The sequence below is a fragment of the Mesorhizobium sp. U510 genome (assembly GCF_059180695.1).
Window position 1 is genome coordinate 904645 of the sequence record NZ_CP180532.1, and the last position, 26593, is coordinate 931237.

Annotated in this window: 26 protein-coding genes and 1 pseudogene; 11 read left to right on the top strand and 16 right to left on the bottom strand. The window is 63.1% G+C overall.

What is annotated here, in order from left to right; all coding sequences use genetic code 11:
- Positions 1–4 precede the first annotated feature (4 nt).
- A complete protein-coding gene (locus ACLGL5_RS06410; protein WP_038650851.1) occupies positions 5–1009 on the top strand; it encodes a cytochrome d ubiquinol oxidase subunit II in 1005 nt (334 codons plus the stop codon).
- Between the two features lie 31 nt (positions 1010–1040).
- On the opposite strand, the gene ACLGL5_RS06415 is transcribed toward ACLGL5_RS06410, so the two are convergent.
- Positions 1041–3629: a helix-turn-helix transcriptional regulator gene (locus tag ACLGL5_RS06415; protein WP_069093227.1), complete on the bottom strand. Its 2589-nt coding sequence runs from the start codon at positions 3627–3629 to the stop codon at positions 1041–1043.
- 244 nt (positions 3630–3873) lie between these two features.
- On the opposite strand from ACLGL5_RS06415, the gene ACLGL5_RS06420 reads away from it, so the two are divergent.
- Together ACLGL5_RS06420 and ACLGL5_RS06425 are read left to right on the top strand one after the other, a co-directional pair.
- Positions 3874–4146, top strand: a complete 273-nt coding sequence (locus tag ACLGL5_RS06420) for a DUF4242 domain-containing protein (protein ID WP_032932362.1) — start codon at positions 3874–3876, stop codon at positions 4144–4146.
- 340 nt (positions 4147–4486) lie between these two features.
- A complete protein-coding gene (locus ACLGL5_RS06425) occupies positions 4487–4987 on the top strand; it encodes a hypothetical protein (protein ID WP_038650857.1) in 501 nt (166 codons plus the stop codon).
- A 62-nt stretch (positions 4988–5049) separates the two neighbouring features.
- Here ACLGL5_RS06425 and msrA read toward each other — a convergent pair whose 3' ends face one another.
- The 5 genes from msrA to ACLGL5_RS06450 all read right to left on the bottom strand — a co-directional run bounded on the left by msrA (position 5050) and on the right by ACLGL5_RS06450 (position 8755).
- Complete coding sequence (msrA, locus tag ACLGL5_RS06430) at positions 5050–5778, bottom strand: peptide-methionine (S)-S-oxide reductase MsrA (protein ID WP_083246497.1); 729 nt, start codon at positions 5776–5778, stop codon at positions 5050–5052.
- Positions 5779–5988: 210 nt separating this feature from the next.
- The gene (locus tag ACLGL5_RS06435; RefSeq protein ID WP_069090594.1) at positions 5989–6288 is read right to left on the bottom strand and encodes a hypothetical protein; all 300 of its coding nucleotides are present in this window, start codon (positions 6286–6288) and stop codon (positions 5989–5991) included.
- Positions 6289–6371: 83 nt separating this feature from the next.
- Positions 6372–7070, bottom strand: a complete 699-nt coding sequence (locus tag ACLGL5_RS06440) for a DUF1223 domain-containing protein (RefSeq protein WP_069090595.1) — start codon at positions 7068–7070, stop codon at positions 6372–6374.
- A gap of 115 nt (positions 7071–7185) precedes the next feature.
- Positions 7186–7512, bottom strand: a complete 327-nt coding sequence (locus ACLGL5_RS06445) for a hypothetical protein (protein WP_020629096.1) — start codon at positions 7510–7512, stop codon at positions 7186–7188.
- Between the two features lie 115 nt (positions 7513–7627).
- Positions 7628–8755 carry a TadE/TadG family type IV pilus assembly protein gene (locus tag ACLGL5_RS06450; protein ID WP_069090596.1) on the bottom strand — a complete coding sequence of 376 codons (1128 nt, stop codon included), beginning with the start codon at positions 8753–8755 and terminating at the stop codon, positions 7628–7630.
- A 197-nt stretch (positions 8756–8952) separates the two neighbouring features.
- Here ACLGL5_RS06450 and lepA point away from each other — a divergent pair, with 197 nt between their 5' ends.
- Positions 8953–10758 carry a translation elongation factor 4 gene (lepA, locus tag ACLGL5_RS06455; RefSeq protein WP_027047572.1) on the top strand — a complete coding sequence of 602 codons (1806 nt, stop codon included), beginning with the start codon at positions 8953–8955 and terminating at the stop codon, positions 10756–10758.
- Between the two features lie 631 nt (positions 10759–11389).
- Here lepA and ACLGL5_RS06460 read toward each other — a convergent pair.
- Positions 11390–12160 (bottom strand): DUF3800 domain-containing protein, encoded by a 771-nt coding sequence (locus tag ACLGL5_RS06460; RefSeq protein WP_141700880.1) that lies wholly within the window; start codon positions 12158–12160, stop codon positions 11390–11392.
- A gap of 547 nt (positions 12161–12707) precedes the next feature.
- Here ACLGL5_RS06460 and ACLGL5_RS06465 point away from each other — a divergent pair.
- Together ACLGL5_RS06465 and ACLGL5_RS06470 are read left to right on the top strand one after the other, a co-directional pair.
- Positions 12708–13571 carry a DUF7946 domain-containing protein gene (locus tag ACLGL5_RS06465; protein ID WP_141700881.1) on the top strand — a complete coding sequence of 288 codons (864 nt, stop codon included), beginning with the start codon at positions 12708–12710 and terminating at the stop codon, positions 13569–13571.
- Positions 13572–13700: 129 nt separating this feature from the next.
- Complete coding sequence (locus ACLGL5_RS06470) at positions 13701–14213, top strand: hypothetical protein (RefSeq protein WP_069090598.1); 513 nt, start codon at positions 13701–13703, stop codon at positions 14211–14213.
- A 340-nt stretch (positions 14214–14553) separates the two neighbouring features.
- Here ACLGL5_RS06470 and ACLGL5_RS06475 read toward each other — a convergent pair whose 3' ends face one another.
- The 3 genes from ACLGL5_RS06475 to ACLGL5_RS06485 form a co-directional block, all read right to left on the bottom strand.
- Positions 14554–16194, bottom strand: coding sequence for an ABC transporter substrate-binding protein (locus ACLGL5_RS06475; protein ID WP_069090599.1), 1641 nt, complete (start codon positions 16192–16194; stop codon positions 14554–14556).
- A gap of 358 nt (positions 16195–16552) precedes the next feature.
- On the bottom strand, positions 16553–17053 hold the full coding sequence (gene secB / locus ACLGL5_RS06480; protein ID WP_019862223.1) for a protein-export chaperone SecB: 501 nt from the start codon (positions 17051–17053) through the stop codon (positions 16553–16555).
- A gap of 258 nt (positions 17054–17311) precedes the next feature.
- Positions 17312–17809 (bottom strand): FxsA family protein, encoded by a 498-nt coding sequence (locus ACLGL5_RS06485; protein ID WP_038650885.1) that lies wholly within the window; start codon positions 17807–17809, stop codon positions 17312–17314.
- A 207-nt stretch (positions 17810–18016) separates the two neighbouring features.
- Between ACLGL5_RS06485 and ACLGL5_RS06490 the strand changes: the two genes are divergently transcribed.
- From ACLGL5_RS06490 to ACLGL5_RS06505, 4 genes are all read left to right on the top strand, one after another.
- Positions 18017–18724, top strand: coding sequence for a Tim44/TimA family putative adaptor protein (locus ACLGL5_RS06490; RefSeq protein ID WP_019862226.1), 708 nt, complete (start codon positions 18017–18019; stop codon positions 18722–18724).
- 126 nt (positions 18725–18850) lie between these two features.
- Positions 18851–19951, top strand: a complete 1101-nt coding sequence (mltA, locus tag ACLGL5_RS06495; RefSeq protein WP_069090600.1) for a murein transglycosylase A — start codon at positions 18851–18853, stop codon at positions 19949–19951.
- Positions 19948–20478, top strand: coding sequence for a Smr/MutS family protein (locus ACLGL5_RS06500; protein ID WP_069090601.1), 531 nt, complete (start codon positions 19948–19950; stop codon positions 20476–20478). The genes mltA and ACLGL5_RS06500 overlap by 4 nt, the downstream gene beginning before the upstream one ends.
- A 19-nt stretch (positions 20479–20497) precedes the next feature.
- Positions 20498–20866, top strand: coding sequence for a helix-turn-helix domain-containing protein (locus ACLGL5_RS06505; RefSeq protein WP_019862229.1), 369 nt, complete (start codon positions 20498–20500; stop codon positions 20864–20866).
- Between the two features lie 85 nt (positions 20867–20951).
- Here ACLGL5_RS06505 and ACLGL5_RS06510 read toward each other — a convergent pair whose 3' ends face one another.
- The 4 genes from ACLGL5_RS06510 to ACLGL5_RS06525 form a co-directional block, all read right to left on the bottom strand.
- Entirely contained in the window at positions 20952–21194 is a 243-nt protein-coding gene (locus tag ACLGL5_RS06510) for a hypothetical protein (protein ID WP_019862230.1), read from the bottom strand.
- A 385-nt stretch (positions 21195–21579) separates the two neighbouring features.
- Positions 21580–22194, bottom strand: coding sequence for a transglutaminase-like cysteine peptidase (locus tag ACLGL5_RS06515; protein ID WP_038650891.1), 615 nt, complete (start codon positions 22192–22194; stop codon positions 21580–21582).
- A 158-nt stretch (positions 22195–22352) separates the two neighbouring features.
- Positions 22353–23630, bottom strand: a complete 1278-nt coding sequence (locus tag ACLGL5_RS06520) for a polyhydroxyalkanoate depolymerase (protein WP_069090602.1) — start codon at positions 23628–23630, stop codon at positions 22353–22355.
- A gap of 288 nt (positions 23631–23918) precedes the next feature.
- A complete protein-coding gene (locus tag ACLGL5_RS06525) occupies positions 23919–24284 on the bottom strand; it encodes a septal ring lytic transglycosylase RlpA family protein (protein WP_019862233.1) in 366 nt (121 codons plus the stop codon).
- A 309-nt stretch (positions 24285–24593) separates the two neighbouring features.
- On the opposite strand from ACLGL5_RS06525, the gene ACLGL5_RS06530 reads away from it, so the two are divergent.
- Positions 24594–24770, top strand: coding sequence for a hypothetical protein (locus ACLGL5_RS06530; protein ID WP_010912525.1), 177 nt, complete (start codon positions 24594–24596; stop codon positions 24768–24770).
- A gap of 88 nt (positions 24771–24858) precedes the next feature.
- Here ACLGL5_RS06530 and ACLGL5_RS06535 read toward each other — a convergent pair.
- Both ACLGL5_RS06535 and ACLGL5_RS06540 read right to left on the bottom strand, forming a co-directional pair.
- Positions 24859–25065 (bottom strand): annotated as a pseudogene (locus ACLGL5_RS06535) (ABC transporter ATP-binding protein); the annotation flags it as partial.
- Positions 25066–25318: 253 nt separating this feature from the next.
- Positions 25319–26356 (bottom strand): phosphatidylglycerol lysyltransferase domain-containing protein, encoded by a 1038-nt coding sequence (locus ACLGL5_RS06540; protein WP_019862235.1) that lies wholly within the window; start codon positions 26354–26356, stop codon positions 25319–25321.
- Positions 26357–26593: the final 237 nt, after the last annotated feature.

A 26593-nucleotide genomic window follows, 5' to 3' on the forward strand; every position in this document is an offset into this window, starting at 1 on the left:
AAAAATGACCTTCGACTGGCCCACCGCTCTCCCCCTCATCTTCGCCGGCCTGATGGGCCTCGCCATCCTGATCTATGTCATTCTCGACGGTTTCGACCTCGGCATCGGCATTCTGTTCGCCGTGGCCGAGGACGGCGAACAGGACACGATGATCGCGGCGATCGGTCCGTTCTGGGACGCCAACGAGACCTGGCTGGTGCTGGCCGTCGGCCTGCTGCTGGTGGCGTTCCCGATGGCGCATGGCGTCATCCTCAGCGCGCTCTACATTCCCGTCTTCGTGCTCTTGGTCGGGCTGATCCTGCGCGGCGTCGCCTTCGATTTTCGCGCCAAGGTGCCGAGCGGCAAGAAGCATCGCTGGAACCGCATTTTCTTCCTCGGCTCCGTCATCGCCTCGCTGGCGCAGGGCTATATGCTGGGCGTCTATGTGCTCGGCCTCGATGTCGGCCTGGGCGGCATGGCCTTCGGCGTGCTGGTGGCGTTCTGCCTGGCCGCCGCCTACGCGGCGATGGGTGCCGCCTGGGTGATCTACAAGACCGAAGGCGAGCTGCAGAAGAAGGCGGTGCGCTGGCTGCGCACCGCGCTGGTGCTGACGGCGCTCGGCATGGCGGCGGTGTCGCTGGCGACACCCTTCGCCAGCCCGCGCATCTTCGATAAATGGTTCGTCTGGCCGCAGATTCTCTATCTGTCGCCGCTGCCGATCCTGTCGGCGCTGTTGTTCCTGTGGCTGTGGCGGCAGACCTTCCATCTGCCGAAGCCCGACGACCGTCATGCGCTGACGCCGTTCCTGACGCTGGCCGCCATCTTCGCGCTCGGCTTTGCCGGCCTCGCCTGGTCGTTCTACCCGTTCGTGGTGCCCGATAGATTGACGATATGGCAGGCGGCGTCGGCGACCGAAAGCCTGGCCATCATCCTTGTCGGCACGGTGGTGGTGCTGCCGATCATCATCTTCTATTCCTTCTATGCCTACCGGGTGTTCGGCGGCAAGGCGACGGATCTGACCTACGATTGAGGGGCCGGCCGTTCAAACTGGCCTGCCGCCTTCAGATCAGCCCGCTGGCGCGCGCGCACGCGGACGCCTGGCCGCGTGAGACGGCATCCAGCTTGCCCAGCACCGCCGAGACGTGGTGATCGACCGTCTTGGGCGAAATGGCGAGATGCTCGGCTATGCGCTTGTTGGAGAGACCCCGCTCGATCAGCTGCAGCACTTCCATCTGGCGCTGGGTCAGGCCGGCGCTGTTGGCGCGCGTGGTGCGGCGCGGTCCGCGCGCGATGCCGATGACGCCGTTTCGCCGCATGATGTCGCGCACATGGCTCGCGACCGGCCGGGCGCCGAGCGCCTCAAGGATCTCCAGCGCCGCCCGCTGTGCCGCCTCATCGCCCTGCGCCAGCGCCAGGGCGCGTTCGTAAGGCGCGTCGAGTTCGGCCCACGCCGCGGCCGCTCCCCGCCAGTCGCCGGCCAGCAGCATCCGGTAGGGCGCGGCCATGCCTAATGTGTCGCCCGCATCTGCATCGGGCGCCAGCATCTGCCGCCAGCTTGCCAGTTCGGCGAACACCGCCCGGGTCGGCGACATGCCCTCGGCAAGGTCGATCAGCCGCAGCGCCTCGTCCTTGTCCGCCTCCCCCAGCCAGGCCAGTTCGGCCATCACAGCCGCGTAGGGCAACAGCCGCTGCAGTTCGGCGCCCTTCTCCAGAAACCGCTTCATCTCCGCCAGGAGCGGCTCTGCCGAGGGGTCGCCGCGGCGAACCCTCAGCCGCGACAGCGCTACGAGCGCGGGATAGCGCACCAGCGCCGTCGCCCGGTCGTTGGCAATCACATCCAGCGCCTCGGCAGCCGCGTCATCCCAGCGTCCGTTGCGCACCAACAACTGGGCCCGCACCCCACGCATGTAATCGCGCCAGGTCGCCAGATCGTTCTCGACGCAATAGTCGATGCCGCGATCGAGGAAGGATTGGGCCTGGCTGTAGCCCAACTGGTTCATCTCGCCACAAGCGCAGTTGGTGAAGGCGCGCGCGGCATGTTCCTGAAAATTCTGCTCCAGCGCGATCTCGAGGCTGCGGGCAAGATGCAGCCTGCTGCTGCTCAGGTCCAGCCACTGCTCGGCGGCGCCGACATTGTTGAGAGCATGGCAAACGACTTCCGGCCTGTTCAACCGTTCGGCGAGTTCGATCGCCCTGGCGCCGAGCGACAAGGTCTCGTCCAGCCTTTCGGCCAGCATCGCAAGCTGCGAAAGGTTCGAATAGGCCATGGCGAGTTCGGCGCTGGCCGGAACGGTTTCCAGCAATGCGACCGCCTGGGCGCCGAACATGTCGGCTGCCTGTCGGTCCCCCAGAAGATAGGCGAAGCGCGACAGCCATCTGAGGCTGTCGCCTTCCTTCAGCCTGTTGCCAAGCGCCTGTTGCAGCACACGTGCCTGTTCCTGCGCCTTGATGGCCTCGTCTATGCGAGCGATCAAATGGCACTCGAACGCATATTGCTCGTAAAGGCCGGCGCGCTCGTCTTGAGGCAAGCTATCGGCCTGCCGCAGGGCAACCTCGTAGTAGCCGGCGGCGTCGCGATGGGCGCCGACACGCGAGGCCTCCCGCGCCGCAATCGGTGCGAACTCACGCACCGCCTGCAGATTGTGCGCCTCGACCGCATGGTGGACGAGGCGCGCTGTGGCGACACCACCATTCTCGAGCAGCGCCGACAGCGCACGCTGATTGAACAATCTCCTGGAACTGGTCGTCAGCATCATCTCGATGGCGCGGCGCGCGATCTCATGACGGAAGGCGTAGCCGTCGCCGAGATCGTCGAGCAGGCCGTTCGACACGCATTCCGCGAGCTGGCCGGCAGCCGCGACGCCGCACAGGCCCTGCAAGGCCCACGCGTCGGCGCGTCTGGGAAACACCGAAACTGCATCGAGCATCGAGCGGGCGCCGGCCGACAGCCGTTCGGCCCGTGCGACGACGGCGTCGCGTACGCTGGCGGGTGGCGTCATCTCATTGTCCGCGCACAAAAGCTCGGTGACGAAGAAGGCATTGCCCGCCGTCGCGCGGTAGATGGCATCGCCATCACGGCCGGCGGCATTGGCAAGCAACAGCACCGCCGCCTCGCTCAGCAGCGGCACATCGATGCGCACGACGTTGCCGGCGGGGATTTCGCCGAGCGCGCGGCGCACGCGCATCTGCCCCTCACTGCGGTCGGTGCGCGCCGTCAGGGCGAGCAGGATGTGGGTGTTGGCGATGCGGCGCCCGAGGAAGCGAACGAAATCCAGTGTCGCGTCGTCGGCCCAGTGCAGGTCCTCGATGACCAGGAGCGTCGGCTGGCTCTTTGCCTCGAAGACTCCCAGCGCGTCGGAAAACAGGGGCAACCTCTGCCCCTGCCGCGCGTCGATCGCCTGCGGCATCGCCCATTGCGCCTCGCGGGCAAGATCGTAGAGCGGGCCGAGCGGATCGGGGATCGACAGATCCTCGCAGGCGCTGCGGAAGATGCGCGTGCCATCGGCAACTCCGCCAACGAAGGCCTCGACAAGCGCCGACTTGCCGGCGCCTGCCTCGCCCGACAGCGCCACCACGCGGCCGCGACCATTCGCGGCCTCTGCGAGAAGTTCATCCAGCTGCGCCAGCTGTGTCTGCCGTTCCAGAAGCATCATCATACGCCCAGAAAGGATTGTGTTTCGGCGGTTCCCTGGACGTCCGCCAGAAGCGTCCGGGACCATCACCGACAATGTGACCCTCCACACATTTCGGTGCAATCTCACACATAACGTCGCCATTATAGGGAATCTTCCCACAAAACATAGGGAAAGGCTCCGATGCGCGTCCATGGCGAGCGTGGTCAATGTCCTGGCGCGCTCAAATCGAGCGTGAAACCATGGAAAAAGGAAAACCAATATGCCTCGCTATGTGGTTGAACGCACATTTCCCGATGGCCTCAGCGTGCCGATGAACGATGTCGGCGCTGAGGCGCTTGGCGGCGTGATCATGCGCAACGCCGAGAAGGGCGTGACCTGGGTGCAGTCCTTCGTCTCGCCGGACAAGAAGCAGAGCTTCTGCATTTATGATGCGCCCTCGCCCGAAGCGATCCGCAGCACTGCCCAGAAAAACGCGCTTCCGGTCGACAAGATCACGGAGGTGCGGGTTCTTGACCCTTACTTTTACCGTTGATCGCGGCAATGCGCATCCAACTGCCCTTCGCGGCGATGGCGGCTTGCCTGACAACGCGTCCAGCGAGGTGTCGGCGGCTTCGAGACCGGTCGGACGAGACCCGTTACTGGGCCGGCTTTTCCGGCAGCTTGCCGCCTTGCTGTTCGCACCCTTGCGCCCGAGCCGGCGCGGATTGCCACCGCAGGACGATTATCTGAGACGCGACATCGGCTTGCCGGAGCTCGTGGAGCTGCCGCAATACTGGGACTTCACCCGGTCGGACAGATGATGCGCCCAGCCCAGGCCCGACTTCGCGGCGGGGCGGCTGTCCCCGCGCGCAATCAACAAACCAGGAGAGAAAATGAACATTCATGTGTGGACCAGGCACCTCATCAACCTGTCGATCCTGTCGATCGCGGCAACGGCGGCGAATGCCAATGACACGGGCAGGCTGGATGAGAAGGTGCGGGCAGCCGACAGCCGTTTCGAGGATGTGGCGAAGGCCACCGCGGAAGGCTATGCGCCGATCCCTTGCGCCAGCGGCATCACCGGCGGCGCCATGGGCATTCACTACGTCAATGCGGCCTACCTGAAGGACGATGCCGTCGACCTCGCTAAGCCGGAGGCCGTGATGTACGAGCCGATGGCAGACGGCAAGCTCAAGCTGGTGGCCGTCGAATACATCACCTCGAAAGGTCCGGCCTCCCTGGAAGGACAGCTGTTCAACTTCAACAGCGCGCCCAACCGGTATGGCCTGGGGCCTTTCTACGAGCTGCATGTCTGGGCCTGGAAGAAGAACCCGACAGGCACCTTCGCCGACATGAACCCTGATGTGTCATGCGACGCGATGAAGGCCATGTAACCGGCTGGATAGAAGGGGCGCGTATCCACCCTTGGAGGTAAGATGCGCGCCCCTTTTTGAATTCAATTGCTGGCCGACAGCACCAGCACCGGCTTGTCGCTGTACAGCGCCGGGAACAGCTGCTTCAGGTTCGCCACCTTGGGCAGGTCGTTGTAGACGATGTAGGGATAGGTCGGGTTCAGCGTCAGGAAATCCTGGTGGTAGTTCTCGGCCGGATAGAAGGTCTTGCCGGTCTCGATCGTGGTGACGATTCGTGCCGGATAGAGCTTGGCCTTGTCGAGCTGCTCGATATAGCTCTGCGCGATCTTCTTTTGCGTGTCGTTCTCGGCGAAGATCGTCGAGCGGTACTGGGTGCCGGAATCCGGTCCCTGGAAGTTCAGCTGCGTCGGATTGTGGGCGACCGAGAAATAGACCTGCAGCAGCTGGCCGTAGGTCACCTTGGACGGGTCGTAGGTGATCTCGACGGATTCGGCATGGCCGGTGCGGCCGGTGCCGACGGTCTCGTAGACGGCGTCATCCTTGGCACCGCCGGTGTAGCCGGAGACGGCCTTGCTGACGCCCTTGACGTGCTGGAACACGCCCTGCACGCCCCAGAAGCAGCCGCCGGCGAAGATCGCCGTCTCGCTGCCCGGGGCGGCCTTCTCGTCCATTGCCGGCGGCGGGATCACCACCGCGTCCTCGGCGGAGCGCGCCGGGGTCTGCCAGAAGGCGGCCGCCGCCACCGCGGCAAAACCGAGCACGGCCAGCGCGCCGCGGGTAAAGAACGGCCGTGTCTTTTCGATACCGGTCATGTTCTGATCTCCTGTTGTTGTTCCAATATATACGACGTGAGCCGCCAAGAGGTCTCAATTTGCCGTGCGGCGGCTCCCGCCGCAGGCACTCCCCCTCATCCGGCCCTTCGGGCCACCTTCTCCCCGAGGGGGAGAAGAAAAGTTGGCGCCGTTCGCCCCGGAACGGTCAGGCGAGCGAAGCGGAGGCTGGGTGAGGGGCAGCCGACCTGCTTACTGCGCTGGCTTCATCGCGTCCGCCGCCGGTTTCATGGCGTCGGCGGCAGGTTTCATCGCGTCCGCTGCGGGCTTCATCGCATTGGTGGCCATCGGGTCGGCCGGCTTCATCGCGTCGGTTGCGGGCTTCATGGCATCCGCCGGCTTCATCGCATCCGTCGCCGGCTTCATGGCGTCGGTGGCCATCGCATTGGCGGGCTTCATGGCGTTGGTCGCTTCGTCGGCACGGGCGCCGGCGACGAAAACGGCGGCCGAAAGCGCGAAGGCGAGCGCCGGCAGGGTCAGGTACTTGGTCATGGATGTTTCCTTGGGTTTTGGCGCGCAAGCGGGCCGGGTGATGCGTTGCCGCTGCATGCGGCCCCGCGCGAAGAGAAAGAAAATCAGTTGGTGGCGGCGGCCAGGATCGGTCCGCCGCCCGGCGATTGCACCAGCACGGCGGTGCTCAAGCCACCGGGCGCGGCCGGCAGCGCATAGGCGGTGGCGCCGCCGGTCCAGCTGCCGAGCTTTTCCAGCGCATGCACGACATTGGCATGCGGCAGCGTGCGCCCGGTGTTTTCGCCGCGCGCCACCGGCACCTGCACGACGCCCTTGGCATAGCGTACCAGCCACACATCGGCCTTGCCGCCCGGTGCGGCACCGGCGCCGATCGTCACCTTGCCGCCCCCGAGCGACAGCGAGGGGCCGCCGGTCTTGCCGGTCGCGGAAATCAGATGCTCGATCTCGCCCGGTGCGGCGCCGACCACATCGGCATGGCCGTTGACCACCACTTGCGGCGTGAACGGCCCGTCATGGCCGAGCGGCGGCTCGTAGGAAACCTGGCGCTGGGTAAACTCCTGCTTTCCAAAAGTGTCCTTCCAGCCGAGATAATCCCAGTAGGTGACGTTGAAGGACAGCGCCAGCACGCCTGGCTGGTCCTTGACCTTGATCAGATTGGCATTGGCCGGCGGGCAGGACGAGCAGCCCTGGCTGGTGAACAGCTCGACGACGCTGAGCGGCTGCGCGGCGGCGGCACCGAGCGAGGCTGCGAGCGCCAACGCCCCCAGGCTGGACAGGGCAATGAACTTTGAGGATCTCGGCATAGGGCGGGCTCCGTGGGGGACGGCGCTGAGACGCGCCGGTCATTCCCCCATTTCGCTGCCATCTGCCGCTTCGTTACAGCGCTCACCGGTTTGTGATTGGAGCGCCTCGCCAGGCCTACGCGAGCGGCCCGAAACGCCAGAGCGAGGTGTAGTGCATGATCGGCCGCTCGAACCTTGCGCCTTCGGCGACAAAACGCTTTCCCGCATCCAGCATGGGCTGGAACGTATCGAGTTGCCTGGCGTGCTCCAGCGTGTCCCACACACTGGTATTGATCAGCGACGATGTCGCCTCGTCGGCGCCGGCGTAGAAGACGAGCAGCCCCGGCAGGGCCTCGATGCCGGGCCGAAGCTCTGCTTCGGCGTCCACCATCATCTCTCGCAACGACGCGAACTTCGCTGCATCGCAGCGCAGGATGGACACACGCAGCACGGAATCAGGCATCGGGTTCTTCTCCGGGAGTTGACGTGCCCCAGGCTAGGCCCCGCCGACCCTGTCCGCCAATACCGTGCCAATCAAGATTGAGTGCGGATTTTTTCAGCGCCGGAGATTGGCTGCCTTACTGCGTCAGCGCCGTCAGCGACGGGCGCTGGTTGAAGTCGCACTTGCCGGAGATGTTGTAGACGAAGTCGGCATTGGTATAATCCGCGGGAAGGGTGGTGCCGCCGTCTTCCCAGGCCTGGTAGCTGGTCTGCGAGCAAGGCACGACGCTGAAGATGTCGATGAGCTTGCCCGCGGCGACCTCGGTCAAGGGCGTGGGTGTGGTGCCCAGATAGAGGTGGTCGGAGGTGGTGGCGTCGTTCGATTTGAACGTTGCCTTGTTGCCGGTCGTGACATCCATCTGCAGGTAAAGCTGGCCCATCTGGCTGACGTCGACGGCGGCGCCGGCACCGGTGGCCGGCACGTTGGTGGTGACGCATGTGGTCTGGAAATAGACCGTCTTGCCGCTGTTGCTGTCGTACTGCCCGGCGCTCAGGATCGCGCCCGACGGCGGGCTGGTGAAAGCGGCCGTCGCACCGATGGTCGAGCATGTCTGCGTCTGGACTATCGTCGATGTCGAACCATTGACAAGCGAGATCGTCGTCGTGCCGTAACCCTTCGGTTCCGTCATGGAATAGGACTTGCCGTTCACCTTGTATGAATAGGTGTAGGGCGAGTAGACATAGCTGGCGGTCATCAGCTTTTGCGACGTCGTCGCGCTGAAGGCCGTGCCGTAAAGCGTCATGATCTTGTTCCAGTAGCCCGACACCTTGTCGATCTTGAACGTCGCCTGCACCAGGCCGGGCGCCTTGTTGACACCCGAGGCGACGGCGACCGGCACGGTGTTGATCCGGGCGATGGTCATGAAATTGGTCGGCATGGCAAAGCTGGCCGAGGTCTGCGCGGTGACGGTGCCGTCGGCGGCAACGTTGAAGCTCACCAGCGTCGTGGTGCCCTGGCCATTGTTGGCGGTGAAGTTGTCCTGCAGCGCTTGCTGGCGGACCGGCTGCGTCGTGGTCGGCGGCAGCGTGGTGATGGCCAGCGTCGCGGCATCCAGCGCTTCCTGCATGTTGGAGCGGGTCTCGACGGCATTGGTGTAGTCGACGGAGAAGCCGACGGCGGTGATCAAGGGCACCAGGCTCAGGAAAAACAGCGGCATCATCGAGCCGCTGCGCGAACGGGCGAACCCGCCTGCAATTTTCAGCATTTTCTTACCCCGCGGATATTAGTGATGCCGCATATACCACGCGGCAGCAAACCAAGGTCTAACGCGATCGATCAAAGTTTAAGCATCCGCGACCGCCGCGGCCGGCATTTGGCGCGGCTCACCGCTTTGTGATCGAAGGCGCCGCCCTTGCGCCGCAAGCCTTGCCGCCGCAAGCCACCCCTGCTAAAGCGCGCGACATGAGCACGCCCCTCGACCACATCCGCAATTTCTCCATCGTCGCCCATATCGACCATGGCAAATCCACGCTTGCCGACCGCCTGATCCAGTCCACCGGCGGTCTGGAGCTGCGCGACATGAAGGAGCAGGTGCTGGACTCGATGGACATTGAGCGCGAGCGCGGCATCACCATCAAGGCGCAGACGGTGCGGCTGAAATACCGCGCCAACAATGGCGAGGACTATATCCTCAACCTCATCGACACGCCCGGACATGTCGACTTCGCCTATGAAGTGTCGCGTTCGCTGGCCGCCTGCGAAGGCTCGCTGCTGGTGGTCGACGCCAGCCAGGGCGTCGAGGCGCAGACGCTCGCCAATGTCTACCAGGCCATCGACAACAACCACGAGATCGTCGTGGTGCTGAACAAGGTCGACCTGCCGGCCGCCGAGCCCGAGCGCATCCGCGAGCAGGTCGAGGAGGTGATCGGCATCGACGCTTCCGGCGCCGTGCTGATCTCGGCCAAGACCGGCCTTGGCATTCCCGACGTGCTGGAGGCCATCGTCCACCAATTGCCGCCGCCGCGCGAGGGCGATGCGACAGCACCCTTGAAGGCCATGCTGGTCGACAGCTGGTACGACGCCTATCTCGGCGTCATCGTGCTGGTGCGCATCATCGACGGCGTGCTGAAGAAGGGCCAGACCATCCGCATGATGGGCACCGGCGCCAAATATCTGGTCGAGCGCACCGGCGTGTTCACGCCTGCCCGCATCAATGTCGAAGAGCTTGGCCCCGGCGAGTTCGGTTTCTTCACCGGCTCGATCAAGGAAGTGGCCGACACCCGCGTCGGCGACACCATCACCGAGGACAAGCGCCCCACCGCGCAGGCCCTGCCCGGCTTCAAGCCGGCGCAGCCGGTGGTGTTCTGCGGCCTGTTCCCGGTCGACGCCGCCGATTTCGAGGACCTGCGCGCCGCCGTCGGCAAACTGCGCCTCAACGACGCGTCCTTCTCCTATGAAATGGAAACCAGTGCGGCGCTCGGCTTCGGCTATCGCTGCGGCTTCCTTGGCCTGCTTCATCTGGAAATCATTCAGGAGCGGCTGGAGCGCGAGTTCAACCTCGACCTGATCGCCACGGCTCCATCCGTCGTCTACCGGCTGCTGCTCAATGACGGTTCGGTGAAGGAGCTGCACAACCCGGCCGACATGCCCGACGTGGTGAAGATCTCGGCGATCGAGGAGCCGTGGATCCGCGCCACCATCCTCACCCCCGACGACTATCTCGGCGGCATCCTGAAGCTTTGCCAGGACCGGCGCGGCATCCAGGCCGACCTGTCCTATGTCGGCAAGCGCGCCATGCTGACCTACGATCTGCCGCTCAACGAAGTCGTCTTCGATTTCTATGACCGGCTGAAGTCGATCTCCAAGGGCTACGCCTCGTTCGACTATCACCTCACCGACTACCGCGAGGGCGATCTGGTGAAGATGTCGATCCTGGTCAATGAGGAGCCGGTCGACGCGCTCTCCATGCTGGTGCACCGCACGGCGGCGGAAAAGCGCGGAAGGCAGATGTGCGAGAAGCTGAAGGAGCTGATCCCGCACCATCTCTTCAAGATCCCGATCCAGGCCGCGATCGGCGGCAAGGTCATCGCGCGCGAAACCATCTCCGCCCTTCGCAAGGACGTGACCGCCAAATGCTACGGCGGCGACGTCTCGCGCAAACGCAAGCTGCTGGACAAGCAGAAAGAAGGCAAGAAGCGGATGAGGCAGTTTGGGAAGGTCGATATTCCCCAGGAGGCGTTTATCCAGGCGCTGAAGATGGGCGATTGAGCGATCCGGCCTCCGGCCGCTCGCATCGACCCGGTGGGTCGATGCGAGCGCAAGTCCGGGTGGGAGCTGCCGCAGGCAGCGGGTCCCACCCCGGGGGTTGCGGCCATGCGCTCGGATGACTTCACGCCCATGGGCGGCGGTGGCGAGTTCGTTGAGGTCGACGAAAGCTACATTGGCCGCTTGTAGGGCGTTCCGAAGCAGAAGGCTTCCGCCACCCACACGATCGTCCCCATCGTGAATGCGAACATTGGCCGCGAAACGATCTTCAGACGAGGCCCGCCAGCATCGGCGCGTCGGCGCAGAGTTGCCGCCCACGGCACGGTCGAGCATAGCGCCGGCGAGTCGTTCGCGGCACAAGGGTCCATACCAACACCCTGGCCACGGGCGGTGAAGACAACGCTCGTTCGCTGATTGCATTGAAGAGTGCCAGGGCAAGCGACTTACCTATCGACCAGTTGCTTGACGCGAACAAGGATCACTATCGAAAGGCGGTGCAACTCCAACTGCCTTTGTGGAAAGGTTCATTTCGGAAGTGGAATAAGCTTTGATTCTCAAGGAAGATTCGTATATATTACGTGCGCCGGGAGTGCGTCACATTGCACGGTGGGGTTACGGCCCCACCCGGCGTCCCTCAAGCCACGATTGGACCTCCCCATCCTCTTTTGGGGAATCTGGCCAGTCCAAACCCGTCGATTGCTCCCGAAGGGCTGGTTCGTAAGAGCGGCCTAATTTGATCAAAAAAGGTAGCATCGTCGTGTTCAAACCGACGCCATATCGCCCCGGCGACCATATCAGCAAACTGGATTCCGGCGCTTGTATGGGAAGGAGAGAGGAAGCAGCCCTCAATCAGATTCGGATAGTTTGAAGAGTAAGATCCCGTTTCGTCCAGCAGGCGTTGGTGTTGCTCGCGTAGCCTCTTATCGTCACCGGTACCACGGTGATCTGCGACAATGATGCCATGGAAGGTTTTGCCGCTCTCTCTCGAAATATCTTGCAGGGCATATTGAAACCGCTCCGTAACCACCTTGTAGGTTCGGAAATAGATATCGGCCTGTTCGTTTACATTGCCGAGGCCGTAGGCCAACGGAGCGTCACAAACTCCGGCGACGACCTTGATGGATCGGTCGCTGGTCAGAATTCGGAACATTAGTGATCTAAATGTGTTGCGGGCGGCTTGATCCCACTCCCGCATTGGGTTGGCCGGCTCGGCATTGTTAGGAGCAAAGTATCGCCATTTAAGCTCGCCATGATACCCACGATTGGCCTTTTGCCCTTGCAAGTGACCGGAGATGCGATGCCACTTGTCTTCGGGTATGATCAGACCCGCGATCACGAAATAGCGCGACCCTGCCGCGCCAAGTTTAGCAGGGGTGCCGCTTTCGTCCACGAAACACAGGTGCATGACTATGACCACCAAGGTTGAAAAGAAACAGGTAGATAAGTTTCGCGCCGCTACCCGCGATCTGGTAACGGATCAGTCAGAGGAAGCCTTCGATCGTGTGCCTTAACTATTTATTAACCAGTCATGCCTGCAAACACTAAATATAGTATTAACTGACAATTTATCCCAGTCCTACAATCATCATTTAAAGTTCAAGATGTGTGTTCGCAGCCTTGCGACAGGTCGTAGATGCGGGCAAAAGCGCACATAATCCGGAAAAAGACCGGGCTCAGAACGTTCCGGTCGTACTCTCAACAGGAGTACATAGCCTATAGAAGGCGACTCGTTTTGCGCCGTCAAGGATTCGTTTGCGTAGCTTTTGTGACCTCGTGTGTGTCAAACGTCTACGCAGCTGAGATTGAAGTCCGTCCCACGTTTCCGATATCACCATAAGGTAACGCACCCGCCGATGGCGGCCTCGCGGTCTGGGCAATTGTGAGTGACCTAAAAAATGAGATGCGTCTCCCTCAAATAATTGTATCAATGAGTTGGGAAGTTGGGGGGCAACATGGAATTCACTCTGCAATTTGAAGGTAATGAAGCCGACCGTAATCTGTTGGACTTCTATGATGCCGCGCAGGCGTTCGCAGCTTTTCAACGTACATTGGCATTGACTACCCATCTAGTTGTAAATGGAGAAATAATAACTCAAGCTCCGTCGCTAAAAAATGCGGTAATATTGTCACTTCCTCCAGAGCCAGGTAGCTGGCGTGCAGTGGCAATCGTTACTGGCACCGTATTATTGAGCGCTGGCGTTGCTTCGAAAGATTCTGTTCTTGGACACTTGCTGACATCGGCTTATGACTATGTCATTTCGGAAAGCCTCGGCTTTCACGTTGACTATGAGAAATCTCTAGGGCAGCAGATCGAAGAACATCGATCGACCTCAGACGAAATCCCTCGCGAAATTGATCAGGGCAAGTTTGAATCGTTGATTGAGAAGGTGGAACCCGCTGTTCGCGATTTACACCGACCGATAAGCCACTCAAGGACCGCTGAAACTGCTATTTTGGGTGCAAGTCAGGCAGGACAGATCGTTCGACAGACGGGCCCTGTCCTTGACAAGGATACCTTCGAGTACATCAATGTTACTAATCTGACAGACGATCAGGAGAAATTCGTCGGAAAAGTTTCAAGCTACAACTCAAATACATTTAAAGGGCGCATATATATTGAGAACGAGGGCCGACCCGTTCCATTCACCTTAGCTGATGTGAGCCGGAACCCAGGAACAGTCTTGAAAGTCGTACGCAGCCTATCCGCAAACGCACTCGATAGGTTTGATGAGAATGCGGAAATCCGGTTTTCGGCACTTCGATATGAGAGCAAGAATGGACGGCTAAAGGGATTTCTGATTCTACAAATATTTTAGATCGCTACCGTTCTCTGGTATTCAAGACGTGGTCCGCTTAGTGCCGTCTGAAGCGCTGTTCTCCGACGGCAACCGCCATTGAACCCGCCAAATATTGGCTTATCCTCTCCCCTGCCCGGGGAACCCCACATGCGCACCACCTCAGACACCATCGCCGCCATCGGCCTCGCCATAGGCGGCGCCTTTGGCCTGGCCGGCACTTTCGTCGCCAGCGCTCCGTTACGCGAAACGCTCTGGACGGTCGACGGCGTGGCGATCGTCGTCGCCACCGCGCTGCTCACCATGAAATACCAGCGGCTGGGCCATGATTGCGTCGCCGCGGGCTTCCTGACCTTCCTGGCCGGCGAGAGCCTGCTGCTGGCCGGCAATGCAGCGGGGCTGGAGGCCAGCGTGCCTTCCTATGCCGGCGGCATTTCGCTCTGGGCGGCGGGGCTGGTCCTAGTCAGCGCGCCAAGCACGTTCGCGCTGTGGATGCGGCTCACCGCGCTCGTCGCCGCCCTGCTGTTTGTCGTCTCGGCCGGCATGATCCTGTGGGGCGCGCCCTTGCTGCCGACCTCGTCGCCGCTGCCGGCGGCAGGCTATCCGTTCCTGGTGCTGACTTTTATCGGGTGGATCTGGACGCTGGTGAGGGAGGGGCGATAAGGGGAGCGCGCCTTCCTTCTCCCCGTGTGGGAGAAGGTGGATCGGCGCGCCAGCGCCGAGACGGATGAGGGGTGTTTCAGCTTGGCGATACCGTCGAAAGTTACGGACTCAAAGCCTTAAATAGCAAAGCCTCACTCCGTCACGCACCCCTCATCTGTCTTGCCGCTTCGCGGCAATCCACCTTCTCCCGCAAGGGGAGAAGGGAAGACCAGCGCCCGCGCCCCCGGCCCTTCGCAGGCTCAGGGCGTTCGAGGCTCGGAAAGCCAAGCAATTGGCTTTCCGTCCGCTGACGCGGACCGCCCCTCACCCCACAAGGGGAGAAGGGAAGAAGCGCCGCGCCTCACCCCTCCAACCAAACCTTCTCAAAATGCTGCTCCAGCGCCTGGTGCTGCTCGCAGCCCTCCACCCCCTTGCGATAGGTCCGGTACACCGAGCGCCAGTAGGGCTGGATGATGATGCCGGAATCGCGCAGGTTCTTCTCGATGCCGGCCATGATCTCCTTGCGCGCCTTGGCGTCGGGGGTGGCGAGCGCCTTGTCGAGCAAATCGTCGAACTCCTTGCTGGCATAGGCGCTTTCGTTCCAGGCGGCGCCGGATTTATACGCCAGCGCCAGCACCTGGACGCCGAGGGGGCGACCCAGCCATTCGGTGCAGGAGAAGGGGTATTTGCTCCAGTCGTTCCAGAAGGTGGCGGCGGGCAGCACGGTGCGCTTGATCTTGAGGCCGGCCTCGCGCATCTGCGCGGATATCGCGTCGCCGGTGCTCTTCTGCCATTCGACGTCGACCGAGATCAGCTCATATTCATGGTCGGGCTTGGCGGAGGCGGCGAGCAGCTTCTTGGCCTCCGCCACATCGTGTTTGGCCGGGCCGATATCGGCATATTCGGGGTGCATGGGGCCGACATGGTGGTTGTCGGCGGGTTTGCCGCGGCCGCCGAGGCCGAGCGCCAGCACGGCCGAATTGTCGACGGCGAGCTGGGCGGCGCGGCGGACCTTGATGTCGTCATAGGGCGCGTTGCCGATATTGAAGCGGGCGACGATGGTCGAGCCGGTGGCGATCTCGGAATTCTTGAGCCCCATCTTGTCGGTCTGCGCGACGGCGTCGGAGGCGGTCTCGTGGTCGGTGTCGATCTCGCCGGATTCGAAGGCCGACAGCATGGCGTTGGGGTCGGAGCCGTAGTCGATCCACTGGATGCCATCGAGATAGAACTCGCCCTTCCACCAAGGCTTGTCCTTGCGCTTGACCTCCGCGCCCGTCTCGGCGTCCCATTTCACCAGTTCGCAAGGGCCGGTGGTGATGGCGAGCGCCTTCATCGGATCGCCGTCGCCCTCATAGGAGCGGTGCATGATCAGCGCGGGATAGTCGGCCATGCCGGCGATCAGCGAAATGTCGGGCTTGGGCAGGTTGAGCTTGATCGTGTGGTCGTCGACCTTCTCGATGCCGCCATCGACCACCTTCTTGGTGTCGGCATTGACCAGCGCGCCCATGCGCGCGGCGACCGAATTGCCGGCCACGCCCGCCTCGCACCAGCGGGTGAGGTTGTGGACGACATCGTCGGCGTCGAAGGCGTCGCCGTTCGACCACGAAATGCCCTTGCGCACATGCAGCGTCAGCGTCTTGGCGTCGTCGCTCATCTCCCATTTTTCGAGCAGCCAGGGCTCGAACGAGAAATCGGTGTTCCAGCGCACCAGATATTCGTTGCAGTGGCGGGCGACGTTGGACATTTCGACGCCGTCGAAGGTGCGCGGGTCCTTGAAACCCTTGACGTTCATGGCGACGCGCAAGGTGCCGCCCTTCTTCGGCTCGGCGGCGCGGGCCGGCGTCGCGGCGAGGCCGCCCAGTGCAAACGCGCCGGCGGCGCTGACGCCGAGGCCGGCCATCAGCGCCAGATATTCGCGGCGGCTGATGCCGCCGGTTTTGAAATCCTCGGCGACGGGCTTGGCCTGCGGGTGCAATTTGCGGTCGGTCAGCATGAATCTCATCGTCGTTCCCTTTGTCGTTGGTGCAGGCCGCCCAAAAGCGCTGGGGTTTTGGGGCTTGCACGGAAGCAGGCTCGTCCCGGCGGATCGCCGACGCGGGGCGGCTACGACCGCCGGGACGCCTTTGCCTGAGGCGGCGATGATAGGGCGGGGTGACGTTGCGGAGTGTTCTGGAATCCGCAGGAGTTGTGCGCTGCTCCGCAGGGTGAGTGCCGGTTCACGAAGTGAATTCGTCGTGCCTGGGGCACGATGAAAGGCAGCAAACGCCGGGACGCCGCGAAGCAGCGGGGACCCGGCCGGCCGTGGCCAACAAAAAAGCCCGGCGCGAGGCCGGGCTTTTCAGAAACGAGGAGGATAAACCTCAGCTCACCTGGACCTTCGACGCGGCCTGGTCCTCGGCGATCTTCTGCTGGAACATCTGCGCGAAGTCGATCGGGTCGAGCATCAGCGGCGGGAAGCCGCCATTGCGGGTGGCCTCGGCGATGATCTGGCGGGCGAAGGGGAACAGCAAGCGCGGGCATTCGATGAACAGGATCGGCAGCATGTGCTCCTGCGGGAAGCCGGAGATGGCGAAAACGCCGCCATAGACCAGCTCGACATTGAACAGCACTTCCTGGTCGAAGGAGGCCTTGGCGTTCAGCGTCAGATTGACGTCGAACTGCTTGTCGGAAAGCGGGTTGGCGTTGACATTGACGTTGATGGCGATGCCGGGCGCCTTGTCGCGGCCGCGCAGCGAGTTCGGCGCGCCGGGGCTTTCGAAGGACAGGTCCTTCACATACTGGGCAAGCACGTTGAGCGACGGCTGCGCCGCATTGCCGTTGCCGTTTGCTGCGCCGGTCGGCGCGTCATCATTGCTGGCCATGAGCCTTATATCCTTTTCCCCTGGGCAGCCTTGCTGACCGAATTGAAATCGGGCGTTCGCTACCATGGTCGGCATGACAAGACAAGGTTTGCCGCCTTGTGACCGGAGCGGACCCAGACTGCATCGAGATTCAGGTCAGGCCGAGGCGAAAAGGGTGGTTTCCGAGAACCGGAGCGGAGCGTACTTGAAGTACGTGAGCACCGGAAGCGCAGGAAGCCGCCCTTTGCAGACCGGCATCACCTGAATATCGGTGCAGTCTCAGTCGTCCTTCAGCCGCCGCCACGGCGAATTGTGATCCGGGCCGCGCTTGAAATCGTCCTCGCGCGAATAGTCGCCGTCGTCGAGGTCGATGACCTTGTCGCGCGACCGGCGAAAACCGCCGGCCGAGAAATCGGTGGCGACGACGATGCGGCCCTTGAACCGGCGCCAGGCAAGGTCGCGCACCGGCGGCAGGAACAGGAGCAGGCCGATGATGTCGGTGATGAAGCCGGGGATGATCAGGAGGATCGCCGCGACCACGATCATGGCGCCGTGGGCGAGATGGCGGCTGGGATCATGGCCGGCGTCCATCTCGGCGCGTACCCGCGCCATGACGCCGAAACCCTGGTGCCTCAGCAAAAGCACGCCGGCGATGCTCGAGGCCAGCACCAGGCCGACCGTCGCCAGCGCGCCGACCTCACGGCCGACGATGACGAAACCGGCGATTTCCATGAGCGGAAGGGCGAGAAGAAAAAGGGGAAGCAGCGAAATGCGCAAGTCTTGCCAACCTTGTTGGTCGTTTCGATTGTTTTGGCCCCTGGCGGCCAATCGCCGCTGGCACTGAGGCTGTTAGATAGGTATGCCTGCCTTTAATTTGAATGATTGCACCTTGCGTTCTATATGCTTTGAATGTTGAACGCTATGCGACCGCGGCCTGTTGGCCGGATGGTCCGGCCTCGAGGCAGGGATTGATTGGCGGAAGATATGGGTTTCTTCGACTTCGGCACGATTTTCTTCCTGATCGCGGCGGTGGTGATCTTCTTCCAGCTGCGCAACGTGCTGGGCCGTCGGACCGGTAGCGAGCGGCCGCCCTTCGACCCCTACTCGGCGGCGCGCACCGACAAGGACGCCACGCAGAAGCCCGAAAATGTCGTTTCGCTGCCGCGCAAGCGCCTGCCCGGCGAGCCGGCGCCGGCCGACGCCTATACGGCGATCGACGCCTTCGCCAAGCCCGACACCGACCTCAACAAGGGCCTGCGCGCGATCAAGGACAATGACCCGTCCTTCGACCCGAAGGGGTTCATCGACGGCGCCAAGATGGCCTATGAGATGATCGTCATGGCCTATGCCGATGGCGACCGCAAAACGCTGAAGAACCTGTTGTCGCGCGAGGTGTTCGACGGCTTCGTCGCCGCAATCGGCGAGCGCGAGGCCAAGTCGGAGAAGATCCAGTCCTCCTTCGTCGGCATCGACAAGGCCGATATCGTCTCGGCCGAGATGAAGGGCGGCGAGGCGCATGTGACGCTGCGCATCATCAGCGAGCTGATTTCGGCGACGCGCGACAAGGCCGGCACGGTGATCGACGGCGATCCGGAAACCGTGGCCGAGGTCAAGGATGTCTGGACCTTCGCGCGCGACACGCGCTCGCGCGATCCGAACTGGAAGCTCGTCGCCACCGAAGAAGAAGACTGAGCCCCGATGCATGTCGCCCAAAGGTGCGAAGCGGTTTTGGGACAACGACTTGCAGCAAAATCAAGACTCCAAGCGCGTTGCATGACCCTCTTCAAACACGACGCGCTTTAAAGCGACGGGGCTCCGGTGTCGCTATCGCCTCTCTTCATCGAAAAATCCTTCGACGATCTGCCTGGCTGGGGCGATGACGACGCTGTGCCGGCCTTCGCCGCGTTTCGCCGTTCCGCCTTCCATGCGCCGGTAAAACCCTATCGCAGCGGCGCGCTCGGCGTCGATTTTGGCGCCTTCACGGCGGCTTATGCGGAGGCGCGCGGCGCTTCGCCTGCGACCCGAGCGGAAGCCCGCGCCTTCTTCGAGCGCCATTTTGTCCCCATGCTGGTCCGCCCCGAGAGCGGCGCCGGCCTCGTCACCGGCTTCTACGAGCCGCAGGTCGAGGCCTCGCCGGTGCGCACGGAGCGCTTCGTCGTGCCGCTGCTGTCGCGGCCGGCCGATCTCGTCGATGTCGACGACGCCAACCGGCCCGCCGGGATGGATCCCTACCTCGCCTTCGCGCGCCGGACGACGGATGGACTGGCCGAGTATTTCGACCGTGGCGCTATCGAGCGCGGGGCGCTTGCCGGCCAAGGGCTGGAGATCGCCTGGCTGGCCGACAAGGTCGACGCCTTCTTCATCCATGTGCAAGGCGCGGCACGGCTCGCCATGACCGACGGCCGGCTGCGCCGCGTCACCTACGCCGCCAAGTCGGGCCAGCGTTTTACCGGACCCGGCAAGGTGCTGAGCGAGCTCGGCGAAATCCCGCTGGCGCAGGTGACGATGCAGTCGATCCGCGCCTGGTTCAAGGCACATCCGCAGCGCATCGACGAGATCCTGTGGCAGAACCGCTCCTACATCTTCTTCCGCGAGGCTGAGGTGGAGGATGCCGCGCTCGGCCCGATCGCCGCCGCCAAGGTGCCGCTGACGCCGGGCCGCTCCGTCGCGGTCGACCGGCTGCTGCACACATTCGGCACGCCCTTCTACATCGACGCGCCGACGCTGACCGCCTTCGACGCAAAACCGTTCCGCCGCCTGATGATCGCGCAGGACACCGGCTCGGCCATCACCGGCCCGGCGCGGGGCGACCTCTTCGCCGGCTCGGGCGATGCCGCCGGCGAGATCGCCGGCGTGGTGCGCAACGCCGCCGATTTCTATGCGCTGGTGCCCCGCGCGCTGGCCGGGGGCGCCAAATGAGCGAGCGCCCGGACAGGCTGAGCGAAGACGACCGGGTGCTGTGGAACCTGGTGGCGCGCACGGCCAAGCCGCTCAAGGGCAGGGCCTCGGTCGACATTCCCGACATGGCCATCGAGGCCAAGCCGGCGGCGCCGCAGGCGGCCCAGCCCGCCGCCAATGCGGCGGGCGCGGCAAAGCCGAAGGTGCAGCATATCACCCATCGCCTCGACGAGCCGACGCTGGACAAATTGTCGAAAGGCAGGCTGCCGATCGAAGGCCGCGTCGACCTGCACGGCATGACGCAGGACGAGGCCTATTCGCTGCTGTTCTCGTTCCTGCACCGGGCGCATGCCGGCGGCATCCGCTATGTCCTGGTCATTACCGGCAAGGGGTCGTCCTCCGGCGGCGACGGCGTGCTGCGGCGCGCGGTGCCCGCCTGGCTGTCGACGCCGGCCTTCCGGCCGCTGGTCTCCAGCCACGACCATGCCGCACGCAACCATGGCGGCGCGGGCGCGCTCTATATCAGGCTGCGGCGGGCACGCTCATGAGGGCTGGAGGGCAGGCCGCATGACGCCGTTCGGCGAGAGGCTGCGGGCGCTGCGGCGCGAGCGCGGCGTCAGCCAGAAGGACATGGCCGCGGCAATCGGCGTCAGCGCCGCCTACCTCTCGGCGCTCGAGCATGGCAGGCGCGGCGCGCCGACCTGGACGCTGATCCAGAAGATCATCGGCTATTTCAACATCATCTGGGACGATGCCGAGGAGCTGGCGCGGCTGGCCGAAGCCTCGCACCCGCGTGTTCGGCTAGACACGTCGGGTCTCAATCCCGCCGCCACCGAGCTCGCCAATCTCCTGGCCGAGAACATCGAGAAGCTCGACGAAGCGGAGCTGCGCCGCATCACCGCCTCGATCCGCGCCGCGCTTGGCCGGCTGAAGTAGCAGGTTTTACCCGGATTTCGCGACGGCCTGCCGGAGCGCAAAAACAGGGCCCGCCGGCGGCAGCCGGCGGGCCACTGTGGCGGGATCAGGGCTTGCCGGCCGTGCTGCCATTGGGGTTGCCGCCCTTGGTGCCGGGGTCGCCATGGTCGTGGCCATTGTTGCCGCCGCCCAGGCAGTCCGACGCGCCGGCAGTGCCGCAACAACGGCCGGCCCAGAGATCATTGAGGTTGGTGTGGACGCAGCTGACCGTCTGGTCGGCCATTGCGGATCCGCCCAGGGCCGACACGGCAGCGAAGGCGAGAAGGGTGTTGCGCAGGAAAGCAGTCATTTGAAGTCTCCATGGTTGGGTTTTCGTCGTTCACGGCTGTGTGTCGCCGGGCGGACGGAAATGGTTCATGGAGAGGTGTGGAAATTTTTCGGGAGGGATGCGTGAGGTGGGTGGCTGTCTATGTTGGCGCCGCCCCTCATCCGCCTGCCGGCACCTTCTTCCCGTATAGTTACTGGGAGAAGGGAACAGCCGCGCGGTTGACGCTTGTCTTGCGGCGTTGGTGATTGGCGAAAGCGGCGATGACAGCATCTTCTCCCCTATACGGGGAGAAATGCCCGGCAGGGCAATGAGGGGCGGCGCCGACCTCTGCTATTTGACTACAATGGCCGACAGCGCCCATGGGACTCGCAAGAACGGCCGCGCCTCAAAACCGCAGCCGCAGCCCCTACTCCACCGACCCGACCAGCACCTGCTGGCCGCCGCGGATGGAGACCCAGCGGCCGGTGTTGTCGATCGCCTGGCGCTTGAGGAAGCGGTAGCCGGTCTGGTCCCAGGCCTTGACCTTGTCGGTCAGATTGTCGAGCACGTAGTCGCCCTTGTCGGTGCGCACCGTCAGCACGGAATGGCCTTCGCCATCGGGCTTGCGCACCACGGTGATGAGCAGGTCGGCCAGCGAGATGCCCATGTGGGACAGCCGGCGGCGCTTTTCCAGAACATAGTCCTCGCAGTCGCCGACGCCCTTGTCGGGATAGGCCCAGACCTCGTCCTTGCCGTAAATGTCCATGTCGCTCATCGGCTTGACGGCGGCATTGACCCTGGCGGTGACGCTAGCGAGCTTGCTCATCAGCCCATTGGTCATCCTGGCCGGCGCCAGGTTGCTCGGACGGATCGAGCATTCGCCCGGGTGCTGCTTGCAGAAATCATAGTGGCCGATCGGCTGCGAGGTGATGCCCCCGGTCGCCATCGCTCCGGCAGCCATTGCCGGCCAGCTTCCCGTGGCTGCCAGACCGGCCGCAGCCACGCACAAACGCAGCCTTCTCGCCATTGTTGAGGAATTCATTGTCCCCGCTCACCCTGTTATTAACGAAACGTTAAGGGCGATTGACAGTCCGTGTCAATTACGACGACGGACTGATTTGCGGCATGGTTACCCGCGGGCAGGGACAGCGTCTATTGTGCAACAGAATCGGCCCTGCAGCCGATCTGTCCCGGAATGGCCTACCGCTTGGCGGTGCGGACCAGTTTCGGCTTCACCGCGACGCGGTTCTGGCGGCCATAGCTGGTGATGAAGTCGACGATGCGCGGCACGATTTCGGAGCGGAAGCGCGAGCCGTTGAAGACGCCGTAATGGCCGACCGCCGGCTGCATGTAATGCGCCTTCTTGTCGGCCGGAATGTTGACGCACAGATCCTGCGCCGCCTTGGTCTGGCCGAGGCCCGATATGTCGTCGTTCTCGCCCTCGACCGTGAACAAGGCGACGTTGCGGATATCAGACGGATCGATCCTGGTGCCGCGATGCATCATCTCACCTTTCGGCAGGGCATGGCGCACGAACACGGTGTCGACGGTCTGCAGGTAGAATTCCGCCGTCAGGTCCATGACGGCCAGGTACTCGTCATAGAAGTCGCGGTGCTTCTCGGCATTGTCGCCGTCATGCTTCACAAGGTGCATGAAGAAGTCCTTGTGGGCGATGATGTGTCGGTCGAGATTCATGCTCATGAAGCCCGACAACTGCAGGAAGCCCGGATAGACCTCGCGGCCGAAGCCCGGTACCGGCCAGGGCGCGCGCATGATGACATTGTCGCGGAACCAGTCGATGCCCTTTTCCCCGGCCAGGAGATTGACCGCGGTCGGGTTGCGGCGCGTGTCGATCGGGCCGCCCATCAGGGTCATGGTCGAGGGCACGAAGGGATCGCCCTTCGCCTCCATCAGCGCCACCGCCGCCAGGACCGGCACGGAAGGCTGGCACACCGCCATCACATGGGTGTCGGGACCCAGCGTGTGAAACATGTCGACGATATAGTCGATATAGTCGTCGAGATCGAAGCTGCCGTCGGCCAGCGGCACCATGCGGGCGTCGACCCAGTCGGTGATGTGGACATCGGCATGGGGCAGCATGGCTTCCACCGTGCCGCGCAGCAGCGTCGCATAGTGGCCCGACATCGGAGCCACGATCAGCAGCTTCGGATCCGGCTTGCGGCCGGCCGGCACGGCGCGTTCGAAGCGGACGAGATTGCAGAAGGGCTTCGACCAGACGGTCTTTTCGGTGACCTCGACGCTCTTCCAGTCGACGACGGTCTTGTCGAGGCCGAAGGTGGGCTTGCCGTAGCGGCGCGTGGTGCGCTCGAACAGTTCGGCGCCCGCCGCGATCGAACGGCCCCAGGGCGTGTGCGAGACCGGGTTCAGCGGGTTGGAATAGAACATCCGCACCGCATCGGCATAGAGCCGGGCCGGCTGCAGCGCCGCATGGTTCAATTCGTAGAGCTGGTAGAACATCGACAACCCCGCTGCTGCTGCGACCGAAGGGACGACGAGCAGCGCCGAGCCTCAAATGTCTCGTGGCGAAGTTAACAACTAATTGCTGCGATGCAATACGTCACGTGGCGTGACCAATGGTTCTTTCGTCCAAAGCGTTGCAAATCCGCCTGGAACGGCCGAGCCGGCTCAATGTGCAGTGCCGAAATGTGTAGGAAATGTGTCCGGCCCTGCTGCCGGACACCAGACCATGATCCCGAAAAGTGGTTCCGGTTTTCGGAAGAAGATCATGGTCCAGGGAAAATCATGTCAAACGCGCGCCATGCAGACCGAGGTATGGCCGGAACCGATGAAGCCGAGCTGGCCGGCGGCGCCCTTCGACAGGTCGAGCACGCGACCCCGGATGAACGGGCCGCGATCGTTGATGCGCACGACGACGCTGCGGCCATTGTTCTGGTTGGTGACCCGCAATTTGGTGCCGAACGGCAGCGTGCGGTGGGCGGCGGTCAACGCCGACGGGTTCATGCGCTCGCCCGATGCGGTGCGCGAGTGCAGCGCGTACCAGGAAGCACGGCCACACTGGCCGGCGGCGGTTGCCGAAGTGGCCGAAGCGCCGACCATCAGGCCAGCAGCGATCGTTACCGCGACAAGCGCGGTCTGGTTTAGGGTCTTCATATTTGAGGGGTGGCTCCGTTTTTGACAGACCCCAGCCGTTAGGTGCCGAATAAGGCAGGAAATGCGGCAAGCATCTGTCCGTTCCGTGGCGAGATCACACGTTTGGAGTCAGAAGGTAACAGTCTGTCAGGGATTTTCCGGCGCGATTTGATTCATTTCCGATGATCTTCGGGCCGATATGCGAGATGTCTTTGACAAGATATCGGATAAATATCCAAGTAGAATCCGACGTGATTGGGTGCCTTCCTTTGGCTCTTTCATCACGCTCACTGCGCGGCAAACGATCGACTTGAAAAGCGAGATCCGTCAATGAGACTGACCAAAAATCTGCTGGCCTTGATTGTGCTGGCTGTCGGCGCGGTGTGGGCGCTGCAAGGCATCGGCGTGATCGGCGGCAGCTTCATGACCGGCCAGTCGCAATGGCTTTATATCGGTCTCGTCGCCATGCTGCTCGGCCTGGCCGGGCTGGTGTGGGCGAACCGGTAGGGGTGATGAGTGGCGCTAGACTGCGTTGCAGAACGAGCGTGGGCGCTGTCGCGCCGCCGTCTCGAGGTTCGCGCCGCCCCCGACACCCCTAACCGAACAGCCGGTCCAGGATCGTGCCTTCGAGGCGGGCGAGCTCGGCGGAGCCGCGCCGGCGCGGCCGGGCCACCGGCACCTCCAGGTCGAGCGCGATCCTGCCGGCGCTGATCACCACCACCCGGTCGGCGAGGGCGACCGCCTCGGCGACATCGTGCGTGACCAGAACGGCGGTGAATTTCTGGGCGAGCCAGATGCGTTCCTAGTAGAGGAATGATTTTGCGAATTGGCGCAAAGGTGCGGAAGTATCTTCCACGACAACCCGGCATTCGTCATTCGAGGGCAAGGCAAGGGGCGGAGCGACGGCGCAGGGATGACGAATGATAAGGCTTTGGCCAGGACCGCGCCGGGCCCCTAGAGCAATTCCAGGAAAAGTGTGACCGGTTTTCCGTCCGGAATTGCGTCAAAACAAAGAGTTAGAGTGGTTCGCCGTTTCCATGAAACGGTGAAACGCTCTAGATTGCTTTCACCAGCCGCAGCAGGCCCAGCATCTCGATATAGGTCCCCTTGCGGAAAGCGATGTAGACCGGCTCTTCCATGCCATGGAAGCGGCGCTTGAATGCCGCCTGGCCCTGCAGGTTGAACCTGCGGCGGTTGACCCATGGCGAAGAGTAGGCGCGCTGAAAAGTGTTGCGCCAGAAATCGCTTTCGGCAAATCCGCTGGGGGTGACGTCGAGAAGCGGCGACAGGCCGAGCGTGACCGCCGAAATGCCCTCTTCGCGAAACCGGTCGACGGCGAATTTGGTCAGGCCGATCTCGGCGTGCGGCGAGGCATCGATGTGCTTGCGCTTGAAGGCGGTGGTGTAGCCGATGACCTTGCCGTCGCGAAACAACGGATCGAAATCGAGCAGCGCGATGAGTTCGCCATCGGGGCCATGCAGGACGAAGCGGCGCATGTCGGTGCCGAGCTGATCGTAAAATGGGCGGTTGAGAAAACCCATCTCCCAGCGCTTGACTATGCGGTCGCCGCGCCAGTTCTCGGACAGCCGGGCGATTTCGTCGAGGAATACCGTCCGCTTGTCTTCCTCGAACGAAAAGCCCTTCTTCAAGAGCCAGCGCTCGGAATAGCGCACGGTCTCGTTGCGCTTGCCGGAAAAGTCATGCTCGGGCAGGGCGAGGCGGGTGTCGATGCCCAGCCGGTTGACCTTGTAGCCGAGCCCGGCCAGCACGCGCGCGGTCTCCTCGCCAACCTGCACGAACCACGGGTCGCCGGCGGTCTCGACGAAGCGCCTGATATAGTCGGGCCGCCGGGCCGGCGCCGCCACCGGGTCGCCAAGCGCGAAATGATGCTTCATCTTGGTGCCGAAGGCGATGTAGCCGTCGGCGTCGCCAAAATAGGAAAGCTTGCGCTGTACGGCAGTCGAATAGGCGAGCGAGAAGTCGCCATGGCGACGGACCATCGCCAGGCGTTCGACATGCGTCAATGCCTGGCGCTCGACCCTGGGCGAGGCACCCTCGAGGATTTTGTCGAAATAGATCCGCAAGGAGGGCATGGTCCGGATTCCGCGTGCCGTATGTGGCGCGACATGCCTTTCGGCACGCCAGACGCACCACGGCGCCTTGATTTTTCACGGGAAGCCGAAATCGCCTCGGTTTCGAATTCCTGCGTCGGTAACGAGATCCGCCAGCCCCTCGGAACTCGAATCAATCACATTGCCGCGACCTGATTATCGCCGATGCCGCTGATATGCCATATAGGGCTGCATGGTTTCGGACGGAAGCGGGGCATT